The organism is uncultured Christiangramia sp., assembly GCF_913046405.1.
Taxonomy (GTDB): domain Bacteria; phylum Bacteroidota; class Bacteroidia; order Flavobacteriales; family Flavobacteriaceae; genus Christiangramia; species Christiangramia marina.
Window position 1 is genome coordinate 27,675 of record NZ_CAJWRQ010000013.1, and the last position, 13,727, is coordinate 41,401.

Genomic DNA, 13,727 nt, shown 5'->3' on the forward strand with positions numbered 1-13,727 from the left:
TATTTTTATGCTGAATTATGAAAAACACTACCTACATTTTCTTTTTTATCAGCTTCTTTTTATTTGGCTGTAAATCTGAAGTACCCGAAAAAATTGAGAAGGTTTCAGTAGAAAAACAGGAAATAGCGGCTCCGAAGACCGAAAGTATTCAAAAGATCGAATGCTACACTTACCTTGAAAGTAAGGATACGATCTATATGGCTTTAAGGATCAAAGATGATACTATTGTAGAAGGCGATCTGTCTTATTCACTGTTCGAGAAAGACCAGAACAAAGGTAGTATTAGAGGAAGAATTTCCAATGATTCTCTTTTTGCCAGCTACCAATATACTTCAGAAGGAAAGGAATCAGAAAGAGAAGTATTCTTTTTGAAAAGCCCTGATGGCTTCGTTGAAGGCTTTACAGAAACAGAAGAATCTAATGGAAAAGCCAGCTTCAGAAACAAAGATTTTAAGCTGAATGATCGCTACACTTTACAGCGTACAGATTGCCGATAATCAGACATTTAGATAAACAGCTATTTCAACAATATTTATTGTGAAAAAGATCCATCCCAGGATTAGGAACAACCCACCAAGAGGAGTAACCGGACCAAGTATTTTTAGCTTTTTATTGATCGAACTACTATAGGTAAGACCATAAATACTGAAGGAAAACAGCAAGATCCCGATCATAAATAACCAGGCGGTGAGCTGCTGTCCAGTTTGAGTAAAAGGAAATACAATTCCTGTAATGATCAATATGATCGCATGATACATTTGATATTTTACACCGGTTTCAAAACTCTTTAATTGATCATTGTTAAAGGTTTTTTTAAGGGCGTGAGCTCCAAAGGCTCCCAAGATTACAGAGAGGGCACCCATGATTCCGCCAAAGATTAAAACGAATTCTTTCATTTTCGACTATTAAAAAAGGTCATTCTGAACATAGCATTCAGAATGACCTTTAGCTTATAAAATTTTAATTACTTACTTAAGTACATTTTTCTTCTGGAATATAGATCGTAGAACTCATCGTCCTTCAAACTATCAATGAACAGGATACTTTCTCCGGTACTCTTCATTTCTGGTCCAAGCTGTTTATTCACATTGTAGAATTTATTGAATGAAAAGACAGGCTGCTTAATGGCGTAACCTTCCAGCTGAGGATTAAAGTTGAAATCCTTTACCTTCTTTTCCCCAAGCATTACTTTGGTCGCGTAATTCACGTAAGGCTCCTTATAAGCCTTCGCGATGAACGGTACAGTTCTCGAAGCTCTGGGATTCGCTTCGATAATAAATACTTTATCATCCTTAATCGCAAATTGAATATTGATCAATCCAACTGTATTAAGCGCCAGAGCGATCTTGCGAGTGTGATCCTTGATTTGCTGCATTACCAGGTCTCCCAGGTTAAATGGCGGCAATAAGGCATGAGAATCACCAGAATGTATTCCACAAGGCTCGATATGTTCCATGATCCCTATAATGTACACATCCTCTCCATCACAGATAGCATCTGCTTCAGCCTCTATTGCTCCATCAAGGTAATGATCCAGTAGTAATTTATTGTTAGGAATTTTTCTAAGAAGGTCTACCACATGAGCTTCCAGTTCGTCCTTATTGATCACGATCTTCATTCCCTGACCTCCAAGTACATAAGATGGTCTTACCAGGATAGGGAAATCCAGTTCTTCAGCAAGTTTAAGGGCTTCGTCTGCATTTTCTGCAGTTCCAAAGTCTGGGTAAGGAATATCGTTCTTTTGTAATAAAGTTGAGAAACTACCTCTATCTTCAGCTAAATCCAGGGCTTCATAACTGGTTCCCATGATCTTGATTCCGTAGCGATCAAGTTTTTCTGCAAGTTTAAGAGCCGTTTGCCCCCCAAGCTGTACTATAACTCCTTCAGGTTTCTCATGCTGAATAATGTCATAAATATGCTCCCAGAACACAGGTTCAAAATACAACTTATCTGCAGTGTCGAAATCTGTAGATACTGTCTCAGGATTACAGTTGATCATGATCGTTTCGTAACCACATTCTGCAGCAGCAAGAACACCATGAACACAGCTATAATCAAACTCTATCCCCTGTCCTATTCTATTGGGACCTGAACCAAGCACTATGATCTTTTTCTTATCTGAAACCTTGCTTTCGTTATCCGTATAATGCGTTCCGTCTTTGGAACGAATTCCTTCCTCGAAGGTGGAATAATAATACGGAGTCAAAGCCTCAAATTCCGCAGCACAGGTATCCACAAGTTTATAAACCCGGTTAATCTGTAATTCTTCTCTCTTCTTATAAACTTCGCTTTCCAGACAGTCAAGCATATGTGCAATTTGTCTATCAACAAAACCTTTCTGTTTGGCTTCCAGCAGAAGGTCTTTCGGAAGATTTTCTTTATCATATTTAGTGATCTCCACTTCAAGAGCGTGAAGATCCTCATATTGTTTCAGAAACCACATATCGATCTTCGTGATCTCGTGAATTCTACTAAGAGGTATTCCCATTTGTATGGCATCGTAGATCACAAAGACACGATCCCAGCTTGGGTTGGTTAATTTATCTATGATCTGGTCATAATCCTTATAACCCTTTCCATCTGCACCCAATCCATTTCGTTTGATCTCAAGCGATTGTGTAGCTTTATGAAGAGCTTCCTGGAACGAACGCCCGATTCCCATCACTTCCCCTACAGATTTCATCTGAAGACCTAATGTGCGATCTGATCCTTCGAATTTATCAAAGTTCCAGCGAGGGATCTTAACGATCACATAATCAAGTGAAGGTTCGAATAATGCTGAAGTTGATTTGGTGATCTGGTTCTCAAGTTCATCAAGATTATAACCTAAAGCCAGTTTTGTAGCGACCTTTGCAATAGGATATCCTGTTGCTTTAGAAGCTAAAGCTGAAGATCTAGATACCCGCGGATTGATCTCAATTGCTACGATATCCTCTTTTTCATCGGGACTAACCGCAAATTGCACATTACAACCTCCGGCAAAATCTCCAATACTACGCATCATTTTAATCGCGAGATCACGCATTCTTTGATACGTTTTATCGCTAAGTGTCATCGCAGGAGCAACTGTGATCGAGTCACCGGTATGGATTCCCATTGGATCCATATTTTCAATGGCACAAATAATTACTACGTTATCGTTTCTATCGCGCAGTAGTTCCAGTTCATATTCTTTCCAGCCTAACAATGCTTTATCAATCAACACCTCATGAATTGGAGAAGCTTCAAGACCTCTGGAAAGCATCTCGTCAAAATCTTCAGCACGGTGCACAAAACTGGCTCCACCCCCACCAAGAGTAAATGACGCTCTAATAACTAAAGGAAATCCAAATTCCTGGGCAACTTCCTTTCCTTGCAAATAAGAGGTCACCGTTTTGGCCGGAGCGACTGGCACTCCAAGTCTTCCCATTAGCTGTTTAAACTGCTCACGATCTTCACAAATATTGATCGCATCGATATCAACACCAATAAGTTTTATATTAAAATCATTCCAAATACCTTTTTCATCTGCTTCTATACATAAATTCAATGCAGTCTGGCCACCCATAGTTGGTAGAACAGCATCAATCTCGGGATGATCTTTCAGAATTTCAATAATGGATTTTGTAGTAAGTGGCTTAAGATATACATGATCGGCCATGGAAGGGTCGGTCATGATGGTTGCAGGATTGGAATTGATAAGTATGGTTTTAATCCCGTCCTCTCGCAGAGATCTAAGAGATTGAGTACCTGAGTAATCGAACTCACAGGCCTGGCCAATGATAATTGGACCAGATCCAATGATTAAAACGCACTTGATGTTGTTGTTTTTAGGCATGATTAAGATTTGATCGTGTTGTTAGTTGTGTACTATAAAATTAAGAAGCGTCGGGGTATAAAAAAAGGCGTTACTCAAAAAGTAACACCTTTAATATTTCAATTAATGATAATCATTAATGCTTATGTCTGTTTTCAGAAGATACAGATAGTTTCTTTCTTCCTTTTGCTCTTCTTCTGGCAAGGACTTTTCTACCGTTGGCACTTGCCATACGCTCCCTAAAGCCGTGCTTGTTTTTTCTTTTTCTTTTGGATGGTTGAAACGTTCTTTTCATTGTGAATATCTTTTATCTTCTAAAATTCGTTTATCTGTCTTAAAAACTGCGTGCAAATATACAAAGCTTTTTATGTACTGCAAATACTAAACATAAAAAATTTTAATTGTTTTTACTACCTTTGCCGCCGGAAAACAAACTTATCTATGTTCAATAAGATTATCAAACTATTTATCGCAGGATTACTTATCGCCGTTGCTGTCTGGCAATTTATTGAAGGGGAAATTGGAAATGGAATTGCTCTCATTCTACTTTCCGGGATTTTTATCTTCCTGTATTTTAAGAATGAAATGATACTTTTGGCGTTTCTTAGACTTAGAAAACAAGATTTTCCTGGCGCAAAAAAATGGCTTGATAAGATTAAAGATCCCGAAAAGGCATTAGTACCAAAGCAACAGGGATATTACTGGTACCTGCACGGTCTAATGGTTTCTCAAACCAATATGACCCAGGCTGAAAAGTTCTTTAAGCGTGCTATCAAACTTGGACTTTCAATGGATCATGACCTTGCCATGGCAAAACTAAACCTTGCTGGAATCGCCATGACCAAAAGAAGAAAGAGAGAAGCGACTACACTACTTAGTGAAGCTAAAAAACTTGACAAACATGGAATGCTAAACGACCAGATTCGAATGATGAAAGAGCAAATGAAAAAGATCTAATTAAGAGTTTTTTTTAAGATATTTTCTTTCAACAAGTAAATTGGTATTTAAACGAGTATTTTTCTGAATCGTCTTTATTCATAATACTTTTAAGGGGTAAGCCCCAAAGATAAATTATGAAGAGACTGTTACTTTTGTTAACGCTTCTTTTTATTACGCCCCATTTATTCGCCCAGCAAGATCTGGACGATAAATATTATTTTACTGAAGCGCTTTTTGAGCATTTATCTGACTATAATAAAAAGGCCGATGCTGCATTTAGAGCTAATAAATATGAAGAAGCCCAGGAGCTCTTCGAAAAATTCACTTCGGAACAACTTGCAGGTTCTTACATGAATAATTTTAAATTCAAGAACCTTCGAAATCGTGAAGTTGAGCTTTACGATTTTAATAAACCAACTTTCCTTATTACTTATGCCAGCTGGTGTATTCCTGCTAAGGGAGAAATTCCTGCAATTAACAAATTAGCGAAAGAATACTCTGATAAGGTGGATTTTGTGGTGTTGTTCTGGGATAAGCGAAAAACTGTAAAGAAACTTTCAGATCAATTTGATTCAGAAATTTCAGTAGTTTATGTGGATGAATCAGAGAATAACGGTGGTTACGTTGTGAAACAACTGAAACATTCCTTGGGACTTCCAACTTGCTTCTTACTTTCCGAAGATAAAAGGATCACCTCCATTCGAAGAAGCGTATTCTCAGGACCGGCAACCGATCTCGAAACGGCTTATCAAAAAAACTATATCGCACTGGAAACCTCGATTTCAAAAAACCTGGTTCCCGAGTACGATGAAGTTTATGCAGATAATGTGAGTGTAAACTAATCTAGTTTGGGATACTGACCTTTTTCAGGGATCTCAATATAATAAGTCCTTCTTGACGAATTATTGAGATGATCATCCCTTAACCAGGGGTTATGAATCTTTAAAGTTTTATAGTTGATTCCGAATTCTCTCGCAAAATTTGGGAAATTCTCTACAGCAGTGTCTACTTTAATTTTATTAAGCTGAATTGGCGCGTAAAGATCTTCTTCTTCGTAATCGAATCCATACTTCTCCGGATTGTTCATGATCTCTTTCAAGGCAAGAATTCTAAACACATATCTACCGGTCTCTTCTCCAAGTAATAACTCATAGTATTCATCAACCTTCTGTCTATCCAATTGCTTATCAACACCATACTGACCTGCATTATATGAAGCCGCGGCCAATGTCCAGGAACCAAAGCGTGCCTTTGCTTTCTTCAGGTAATCTGCAGCTACACGGGTGGACTTCTCAATATTATACCGTTCATCAACATTAGAATTGATCTCCAATCCATACTCCTTCCCTGTTCCTTCAAGGATTTGCCAGAAACCTACTGCCTTTGCAGGTGATACAGCCTGAGTCAAACCACTTTCTATAACCGCAAGATACTTGAAGTCGTCAGGAATCCCTTCTTCTTCTAAAACCGGCTCGATGATCGGGAAGAACTTATTAGCTCGTTTTATAAGCAGCAAAGCATTCGACTGCCAATAAGTATTCACCAAAAGTTCCCTATCCATTCTTTCATAAACATCAGGATCTTCCAATGGAACGGGCTCTCCTGCAAAATCCAGGTTTTCTGGCACAGGCAACGCCTTGATTCGGTAGCTAGTTGCAACACTACGATTCCTGATCGTATCAGCTAATATACTACCGGATTCACTTGAATTTAATTCCCCATCCTGTACATATGCATTAATACTTATTCCCAGGACTGTTAGAATCCCTACAAAGATCAATGCGCTTTTCAATAAATTCATATGTTTTTATTTAAGTTCTTTTAATCAATTTACCGGTTTCGATAATTCCAGGTAGATTTTCATTGAACCACCTGAATCTATTTACTACCATAATATGCGTTCCACCTTTAACGATGATCGCATTGTCAATGTTTTTTACTGGAAAAACTTCATCCTGATCACCATGAATATGAATTACCTTTTCATCAGGCTTTTCACACTTCCAGCTCACCATCTGTTTTATAGACCAGTCCAGATACTGCTTGTCTGTAATTGAAATATACTGTTTATATAATTTCGCACGTTTTTTAAGAAAAGGTCCAATGGCATACTTCTCGAAATGGTCTACATAATTCGCCAGACTTGTGGGCACAATTCTAAATAAGCCCGTTCTAGCCGCAAACTTCATACGGGGAGGTAGCTCATGCTTGCATTTCACGCTGGAAATGATAATAAGTCTCTGTAAGTCCAGAAACTTTGCCATCTCCTGTACAATAACCCCTCCAAAAGAAACGCCTATCAATACAATATTTTCGTGTTTGATAAACTGAAGCATTCTTTTCGAATAATCTTCAAGTGATTCATCTGTCTCAGGAATTACCCACTCAAGCAAATGTGTTTCATACTTTTCTGCAGGTAAAATCAGGTTTTCAAAAATTGTTGGAGCTGCTGCCATACCCGGCATGAAGTAAACATGTATACGCTTCTGCAAACTAATCTTTTTAACATGCGAGTTACATGAAATGCACTCACAAAATCGTAAATTGAACAATCAAAATTAGCCTTTAATCTTAGACTTTCAAATCTTATAACTCATAAATAATGGATAAAATATTTCACGCTGCAGGATCTCGTGGTACCGCTAATCATGGCTGGTTGAACGCTAATTTCTCCTTTAGCTTTGCTAACTATTTCGATCCTAATAAAACAAATTTTGGACTGCTTCGTGTACTTAATGACGATTACGTTAAATCCGGAATGGGTTTTGGTACCCATCCACATAAGGATATGGAGATCATTTCAATTCCTCTCAAGGGTGCAATAAAACATAAAGATTCCATGGGCCACACTGCAGTCATTGAGCAGGGCGAAGTACAGGTAATGAGCGCCGGAACAGGTGTGGAACATAGCGAATTTAATTCGTCTACTGAAGAATTGAACATGCTCCAAATCTGGATCTTCCCGGATAGGAACGGACATGAACCCCGCTATGACCAAAAGAATTATAGCAAACAGTTAGATGCTGGTGAAATGGTTACAGTAGTAGCTCCAATGGGTCATGATGATGAAAATGCCTTGAAAATACATCAAAACGCCTTCCTATCAATCCAGAAGACCGAAGCTGGCAGGAATATTGAGTATAACCTAAATAACCAGGCCAATGGTGTTTACATCTTTATGATAGAAGGAGATTCAGAAATTGATGACTTAAAGCTTTTAAAACGCGATGCTGCTGGTATCTGGAATACTGCTAAGATAAATGTTGACGTTAAAAATGAATCAATGGTGCTTTTTATTGAAGTGCCTATGAATTAAAACTTAAAATATGAATGTAGAAGAAATGAAGATTACAGACAATGAATTTTTGAGACAGTTTGAAACTGAGATTAATGGAGAACTCTGCATTATAGAATATTCTCAACAGGATAGAAAGATCTTCTTAACCAAGATCAAAGTATCTGAGAAAGTTCTGGACAGGCAAAATGATTTTATAGAAGCGGTTCTTTCCACGATTAGCGAAACCAATATGAGAGTGGTTCCTACAAACCCGACCATTGCTGGTTTTATGCGGACAAACAGAAGAAAATATAAAGATCTACTTCCTGTAGGTATTAATATTTAAACCAATTCTTCCTGAAGCATTTCGAATCTTACCAGGCCATCTTCATCGATCTCGGTAAGATTCACTTTTTTAAGTGTATTTACCATCTCTGGATTCCACGGTGCCTTTACCTTTACATAGTTTTCTGTAAATCCATGGATATAACCTGATTTGTTCTCGCCTTCGAATAAAACCGTTGATGTATTCCCAAGCTGACTTTCATAAAAAGCTCTGCGTTTTTTAGCAGATAAGCCTCTTAGCATTTTGCTTCTCTTTTTTCGCACTTTTAATGGGACTACTCCATCCATCTCTGCTGCTGGAGTATTATCTCTTTCTGAATAAGTGAAAACATGCAGGTATGATATATTCAATTTCTGAAGAAAATTATAGGTCTCCAGAAAATGCTCATCAGTTTCACCTGGAAAGCCAACAATGACATCTACGCCAATACAGGCATCTGGCATGACTGATTTTATCTTATTTACACGATCCGCATATAGATCACTCAGATAGCGCCTACGCATACGCTTGAGCATATCGTCACTTCCACTTTGAAGTGGAATGTGAAAATGAGGCACAAAAGTATTACTTGAAGCTACAAAATCGATCGTTTCATTTTTTAGCAGGTTTGGTTCTATGGATGAAATACGAAGTCTTTCAATCCCTTCAACTTCATCCAGTGCCTGTACGAGCTCAAGAAAAGTATGCTCATGCTTTTTATTTCCGAATTCACCTTTCCCGTAGTCTCCAATATTTACTCCTGTGAGAACGATCTCTTTTATTCCCTGTTCTGCAATTTCCGAAGCATTCTGAAGGACATTTTCAAGGCGGTCACTTCTCGAAATACCTCTGGCTAAAGGAATGGTACAATATGTACACTTATAATCACATCCGTCCTGAACTTTCAAAAAAGCCCGGGTACGATCACCTATAGAATAAGAACCCACGTAGAAATCGGCTTCATCGATCTCGCAGCTATGAACTTCACCATGATCATTCTTGGTGAGGTCGTTCAGGTAGTCTGTAATTTTGAATTTTTCAGTAGCACCCAGGACCAGATCCACACCATCTACCTCGGCTAGTTCTTCTGGTTTCAATTGAGCATAGCAGCCTACCGCAATAAGAAATGCATCTTCATTTGCCTTCTGTGCGTGCTTTACAATAGTTTTGAATCGTTTATCTGCATTTTCAGTAACAGAACAGGTATTGATCACGTAAACATCTGCTGCTTCATCAAACTCCACCCTCTGGAATCCTTCATTCTCAAAAGATCTAGCGATCGTGGAAGTTTCAGAAAAATTCAGCTTACAGCCAAGGGTATAAAATGCTACTTTTTTTGCGCTCATGATCAATTCGTCTAATCCTGTATTTCGGGCTGCAAAGATACCAACTTAAAGTGTTTCTGAAAAATCATTTATGAAACTGAAAATCAAATGATCAGACGGGGTTTCTAGAATTTAATCCCGTCGCCATTTCGCGGAATAATCGAAAATATGCTCCATGATCTTTTCATCGGCTGCGGTGAGCTCTACTCCCCGGCGTTGCATTACCAGTCTGGCGGTTTCAAAAACCTTAGTCAGTTTATATGTAGTTGTTCCTGCACTTCCACCCCAGCTATAAGAAGGAATAAAATTTCTAGGGAAACCACTCCCAAAAATATTAGCACTCACTCCTACTACGGTCCCGGTATTAAACATGGTATTGATACCACATTTACTGTGATCTCCCATTATAAGTCCGCAGAACTGCAACCCGGTATCTGCAAATCTTTCTGTCTCGTAATCCCATAAGCGGACGGCGGCATAATTATTCTTAAGATTGCTGTTATTAGAATCGGCACCTATATTGCACCACTCGCCAAGTACAGAATTTCCTAAAAAGCCATCATGCCCTTTATTAGAATTCTGAAGCAACACAGAGTTGCTGATCTCACCTCCCGCTTTGCATGAAGGTCCAATGGTAGTAGCGCCATAAATTTTAGCACCCATTTTGATCGTTGCAGATTCTCCTAGCGCGAAAGGACCTTTGATAAGCGATCCTTCCATAACTGTAGCATTTTTACCTATATAAATAGGGCCATCGCTGGCATTTAATGAACAATTTTCTACGCTTGCACCTTCCTCAATAAAAATGTTTTCTGAATTCTTGGTGTAATTTGAAGAGTCAATGTCCTGAGAAGTTCTTCCTTTGGTCAAATGATTAAAGTCTAACTGAATAGCTTCAGCATTTTTAGAGAAGATATCCCAGGTATGAGCAACTATAAAAGGCTTTCTGGATGATTCTTTAAGCTGAAGATCTTCAATAGATAGTTCTGAATTCCCTTCAAACTTATATGCAATTAGGATATCTTCAAAAACTAATTTTTCGCCATGCTGAAGTACTGAAATTTCCTCCAGTAATGTATCATCCGGTAACACAGAAGCATTGATAAAGATATTTGAACTCTCTAACTTCAATGGCCACTTTTCAGACAGATATTCTTCAGTCTTAGTTGAAGTAGTAGCATTTAATCGTTGCTCCCATTTTTCACGGATAGTTAGTATCCCAATCCGTAGATCGGCTACTGGCCTGGTGAATGTAAATGGTAATAGATTATTTCGGAAAGTACCGTCAAATAGAATATAGTTCATATCGTATGCTTTGATTCAGCAAAAATAAAGTTTCCAATGAAACGGACTGCTTCTAAAACGAAAAAAGCCGCTAAAAGCGGCTTTGTATATCGAAAATTCGGAAGAATTACTTCTTCTTGAATTTTGAGTATTTGTTCTTGAACTTGTCAATTCTACCTGCAGTATCCAATAATTTGGTCTGTCCAGTATAGTATGGGTGAGAAGTTCTGGAAATTTCCAGTTTTACCAACGGGTATTCAGTTCCGTCAACTTCAATAGTTTCTTTTGTTTTTGCTGTAGATTTAGTTAAAAACACGTCTTCGTTAGACATATCTTTAAATGCTACTAATCTATAATTTTCCGGATGGATTCCCTGCTTCATCGCTTTGATCTTTTAATTTTCGAGGTGCAAATTTAACTAATTACTACTTATGAACAAATAAAATTGAAAAAAGTTTTTATTTATTATTGAGTGTAACGTTTCCTTATATTTGTTAACTAACTGCTAAACTAATCAATCTACAACTTACAATGGAACAATCAACAAAAAAACTAGCTACGAGTTATGGCCTTTATCTAGGTATTGCACTTATTCTAATCTCGGTCTTAGTGTATGCATTCGACATTTCTTTAATGACTGAATGGTATTATACACCAATTGTATATATTATAATCCTTGCGCTAGCTATCATGGCAGTAAATAAGGCTAAGAAGTTCAATACTGGGATTTTTAGTTTTAAGGAAGCTTTTTCTACCTATTTTATTACAGTAGTAATTGGATTGGTTTTATCTACCTTATTTAGTGTTATACTTTTCAATGTAATCGACCCTCAAGCGGCAGATACGTTGCAGGAAATTACGATGAGTAAGCAGGCAGAAATGTTCGAAAAGTTTGGAATGACTGAAGCTCAGATTAACGAGACGATGACCGAAATGCAAAAAGAAAATTTCTTTTCGTTTAAAAATGTTATGATTAGTCTGGCAATCCAGTTAGTTATATTTTCAATTATAGGATTAATCGTAGCTTTGATCTTTAGAGAGAAAGATAAGACAAACGCATAATATATGCAGATATCGGTAGTTATACCATTACTCAACGAAGAGCAATCTTTGGTTGAATTATATAATTGGATCGCAAAAGTATTGCGATCCAATTCCTTTTCTTATGAGATCATCTTTATTGATGATGGCAGCACAGATGGTTCCTGGAAGACGATCGAATCACTTTCTGAAGCCGATGATCGTGTAAAAGGCATACGTTTTAATAGAAATTACGGGAAATCCCAGGCATTACATGCTGGTTTTATCGAAGCCCAGGGTGAAGTGATCATCACCATGGATGCCGATCTTCAGGATAATCCTGATGAAATTCCAGAATTATACGCCTTAATTAAGGAGCAGAAATATGACCTTGTTTCAGGATGGAAAAAGAAGCGTTATGATAATGTGATCACCAAAAATCTTCCTTCCAAACTATTTAATGCCGCTGCAAGAAAAACTTCCGGAGTAAAATTAAATGATTTTAATTGCGGACTAAAGGCTTACAAAAAAGAAGTGATCAAGAACATCGATGTCTATGGTGAAATGCATCGATACATTCCTGTACTTGCCAAAAATGCCGGTTACAGCAAGATCACCGAAAAAGAAGTTAAACACCAGGCCAGGAAATATGGTAACACAAAATTTGGCGCCAGTAGATTTCTAAATGGCTTCCTGGACCTAATTAGCATTTGGTTTCTTTCCAAATTTGGACGCAGACCTATGCACCTTTTTGGAGCACTGGGCGTTCTAATGTTTATCATTGGTTTTGTCTCTGCATTTCTTATTGGTGTCTCCAAGCTTTATAAACTTTATCATGGCCTACCTAACGTACTGGTAACTCAGAATCCATGGTTCTATATTTCACTTGCAGTGATGATCATAGGAACACAGTTTTTTCTTGCTGGTTTTCTGGGAGAGCTTATTCTTCGTTCAAAACGCGAGAAAGAGCGCTACCTGATACGAAAAACCACCAGTAATATTTAGTACCTTTCTCGTATTAATCATTATTTTTGTTTAGCAAAATTAACTAATTATGGCAACTAATAAACCTGAAATTCTTCAGAAGGCACAGGCGTGGCTTACTGATATCTTTGATGCAGACACTAAAACCGAGATCAATAGACTAATAAATGCTGATCCAGGGGAGCTGGAAGAAAGCTTTTACAAAAATGCTGAATTTGGTACAGGTGGAATGCGTGGTGTTATGGGTGTTGGTACAAATCGTATCAACAAATATACTTTAGGTAAAAATACCCAGGGACTTTCAGATTATTTGAAAAAATCTTTTCCTGGAGAGCAGGTTAAAGTTGCGATTGCTTACGACTGCAGGCATAATAGCGATACGTTAGCCAAAGTTGTTGCAGATGTATTTTCGGCGAACGATATCAAAGTATATCTCTTTTCTGAACTACGACCGACTCCTGAATTGTCTTTTGCAGTCAAGGAATTAGAATGTCACTGTGGGATCGTGCTTACCGCAAGCCATAATCCACCAGAATACAATGGTTACAAGGTTTATTGGCAGGATGGTGGCCAGTTAGTTCCACCGCAGGACAAAGAAGTGATCGAAATCATTAATAATCTTGACTATACTGAAGTTAAATTTGAAGCGAACGAATCATTGATCGAAAAGATCGACCAAAAGGTTGACGATTCATTTGCAAAAGCTTCCGTAGAAAATGGAAGTTTTGATACTTCAGCTACCGCAAAGAGCAATCTTAAAGTAGTATTTACTTCTCT

At 37.9% G+C, this 13,727-nt stretch carries 15 protein-coding genes and 1 pseudogene; 8 read left to right on the plus strand and 8 right to left on the minus strand.

Annotated features, from left to right (window positions below; translation table 11 throughout):
* Nucleotides 1-17 precede the first annotated feature (17 nt).
* Nucleotides 18-497 (plus strand): hypothetical protein, encoded by a 480-nt coding sequence (locus QZ620_RS03250; RefSeq protein ID WP_295179041.1) that lies wholly within the window; start codon nt 18-20, stop codon nt 495-497.
* Here QZ620_RS03250 and QZ620_RS03255 read toward each other — a convergent pair whose 3' ends face one another.
* From QZ620_RS03255 to rpmH, 3 genes are all read right to left on the minus strand, one after another.
* Nucleotides 498-896, minus strand: a complete 399-nt coding sequence (locus tag QZ620_RS03255) for a DUF423 domain-containing protein (RefSeq protein WP_295179043.1) — start codon at nt 894-896, stop codon at nt 498-500.
* A gap of 68 nt (nt 897-964) precedes the next feature.
* Entirely contained in the window at nt 965-3,817 is a 2,853-nt protein-coding gene (gene carB / locus QZ620_RS03260) for a carbamoyl-phosphate synthase large subunit (protein ID WP_295179045.1), read from the minus strand.
* A 115-nt stretch (nt 3,818-3,932) separates the two neighbouring features.
* Nucleotides 3,933-4,091 (minus strand): 50S ribosomal protein L34, encoded by a 159-nt coding sequence (rpmH, locus tag QZ620_RS03265; RefSeq protein WP_011708966.1) that lies wholly within the window; start codon nt 4,089-4,091, stop codon nt 3,933-3,935.
* Between the two features lie 146 nt (nt 4,092-4,237).
* Here rpmH and QZ620_RS03270 point away from each other — a divergent pair, with 146 nt between their 5' ends.
* Both QZ620_RS03270 and QZ620_RS03275 read left to right on the plus strand, forming a co-directional pair.
* On the plus strand, nt 4,238-4,753 hold the full coding sequence (locus tag QZ620_RS03270; RefSeq protein ID WP_295179058.1) for a DUF2892 domain-containing protein: 516 nt from the start codon (nt 4,238-4,240) through the stop codon (nt 4,751-4,753).
* 116 nt (nt 4,754-4,869) lie between these two features.
* Entirely contained in the window at nt 4,870-5,577 is a 708-nt protein-coding gene (locus QZ620_RS03275) for a redoxin domain-containing protein (RefSeq protein WP_295179060.1), read from the plus strand.
* Here the strand turns inward: QZ620_RS03275 and QZ620_RS03280 are convergent.
* Complete coding sequence (locus tag QZ620_RS03280) at nt 5,574-6,536, minus strand: lytic transglycosylase domain-containing protein (RefSeq protein WP_295179062.1); 963 nt, start codon at nt 6,534-6,536, stop codon at nt 5,574-5,576. The genes QZ620_RS03275 and QZ620_RS03280 overlap by 4 nt on opposite strands.
* A 10-nt stretch (nt 6,537-6,546) precedes the next feature.
* Nucleotides 6,547-7,227, minus strand: a complete 681-nt coding sequence (locus tag QZ620_RS03285; protein WP_366935428.1) for an alpha/beta hydrolase — start codon at nt 7,225-7,227, stop codon at nt 6,547-6,549.
* Nucleotides 7,228-7,337: 110 nt separating this feature from the next.
* Between QZ620_RS03285 and QZ620_RS03290 the strand changes: the two genes are divergently transcribed.
* Together QZ620_RS03290 and QZ620_RS03295 are read left to right on the plus strand one after the other, a co-directional pair.
* Nucleotides 7,338-8,051 (plus strand): pirin family protein, encoded by a 714-nt coding sequence (locus QZ620_RS03290; RefSeq protein ID WP_295179064.1) that lies wholly within the window; start codon nt 7,338-7,340, stop codon nt 8,049-8,051.
* A gap of 10 nt (nt 8,052-8,061) precedes the next feature.
* Complete coding sequence (locus tag QZ620_RS03295; RefSeq protein WP_295179067.1) at nt 8,062-8,358, plus strand: N-acetyltransferase; 297 nt, start codon at nt 8,062-8,064, stop codon at nt 8,356-8,358.
* On the opposite strand, the gene mtaB is transcribed toward QZ620_RS03295, so the two are convergent.
* The 3 genes from mtaB to QZ620_RS03310 form a co-directional block, all read right to left on the minus strand.
* Entirely contained in the window at nt 8,355-9,683 is a 1,329-nt protein-coding gene (mtaB, locus tag QZ620_RS03300; RefSeq protein ID WP_295179068.1) for a tRNA (N(6)-L-threonylcarbamoyladenosine(37)-C(2))-methylthiotransferase MtaB, read from the minus strand. The two genes, QZ620_RS03295 and mtaB, sit on opposite strands and share 4 nt — an antisense overlap.
* A gap of 111 nt (nt 9,684-9,794) precedes the next feature.
* Entirely contained in the window at nt 9,795-10,967 is a 1,173-nt protein-coding gene (locus QZ620_RS03305; protein WP_295179070.1) for a GlmU family protein, read from the minus strand.
* Between the two features lie 106 nt (nt 10,968-11,073).
* Nucleotides 11,074-11,328 carry a type B 50S ribosomal protein L31 gene (locus tag QZ620_RS03310; protein ID WP_026916023.1) on the minus strand — a complete coding sequence of 85 codons (255 nt, stop codon included), beginning with the start codon at nt 11,326-11,328 and terminating at the stop codon, nt 11,074-11,076.
* Between the two features lie 149 nt (nt 11,329-11,477).
* Between QZ620_RS03310 and QZ620_RS03315 the strand changes: the two genes are divergently transcribed.
* The 3 genes and pseudogenes from QZ620_RS03315 to QZ620_RS03325 form a co-directional block, all read left to right on the plus strand.
* Nucleotides 11,478-12,008, plus strand: coding sequence for a DUF4199 domain-containing protein (locus tag QZ620_RS03315; RefSeq protein ID WP_295179073.1), 531 nt, complete (start codon nt 11,478-11,480; stop codon nt 12,006-12,008).
* Between the two features lie 3 nt (nt 12,009-12,011).
* On the plus strand, nt 12,012-12,971 hold the full coding sequence (locus QZ620_RS03320; RefSeq protein WP_295179075.1) for a glycosyltransferase family 2 protein: 960 nt from the start codon (nt 12,012-12,014) through the stop codon (nt 12,969-12,971).
* A 49-nt stretch (nt 12,972-13,020) separates the two neighbouring features.
* Nucleotides 13,021-13,727: pseudogene (locus QZ620_RS03325) on the plus strand (phospho-sugar mutase); the annotation flags it as partial.

Bases quoted from the DNA above. Each gene is read 5' to 3' on its own strand.
- QZ620_RS03250 (WP_295179041.1), top strand. From the start codon at position 18: ATGAAAAACACTACCTACATTTTCTTTTTTATCAGCTTCTTTTTATTT.
- QZ620_RS03255 (WP_295179043.1), bottom strand. From the start codon at position 896: ATGAAAGAATTCGTTTTAATCTTTGGCGGAATCATGGGTGCCCTCTCT.
- carB (WP_295179045.1), bottom strand. From the start codon at position 3,817: ATGCCTAAAAACAACAACATCAAGTGCGTTTTAATCATTGGATCTGGT.
- rpmH (WP_011708966.1), bottom strand. From the start codon at position 4,091: ATGAAAAGAACGTTTCAACCATCCAAAAGAAAAAGAAAAAACAAGCAC.
- QZ620_RS03270 (WP_295179058.1), top strand. From the start codon at position 4,238: ATGTTCAATAAGATTATCAAACTATTTATCGCAGGATTACTTATCGCC.
- QZ620_RS03275 (WP_295179060.1), top strand. From the start codon at position 4,870: ATGAAGAGACTGTTACTTTTGTTAACGCTTCTTTTTATTACGCCCCAT.
- QZ620_RS03280 (WP_295179062.1), bottom strand. From the start codon at position 6,536: ATGAATTTATTGAAAAGCGCATTGATCTTTGTAGGGATTCTAACAGTC.
- QZ620_RS03290 (WP_295179064.1), top strand. From the start codon at position 7,338: ATGGATAAAATATTTCACGCTGCAGGATCTCGTGGTACCGCTAATCAT.
- QZ620_RS03295 (WP_295179067.1), top strand. From the start codon at position 8,062: ATGAATGTAGAAGAAATGAAGATTACAGACAATGAATTTTTGAGACAG.
- mtaB (WP_295179068.1), bottom strand. From the start codon at position 9,683: ATGAGCGCAAAAAAAGTAGCATTTTATACCCTTGGCTGTAAGCTGAAT.
- QZ620_RS03305 (WP_295179070.1), bottom strand. From the start codon at position 10,967: ATGAACTATATTCTATTTGACGGTACTTTCCGAAATAATCTATTACCA.
- QZ620_RS03310 (WP_026916023.1), bottom strand. From the start codon at position 11,328: ATGAAGCAGGGAATCCATCCGGAAAATTATAGATTAGTAGCATTTAAA.
- QZ620_RS03315 (WP_295179073.1), top strand. From the start codon at position 11,478: ATGGAACAATCAACAAAAAAACTAGCTACGAGTTATGGCCTTTATCTA.
- QZ620_RS03320 (WP_295179075.1), top strand. From the start codon at position 12,012: ATGCAGATATCGGTAGTTATACCATTACTCAACGAAGAGCAATCTTTG.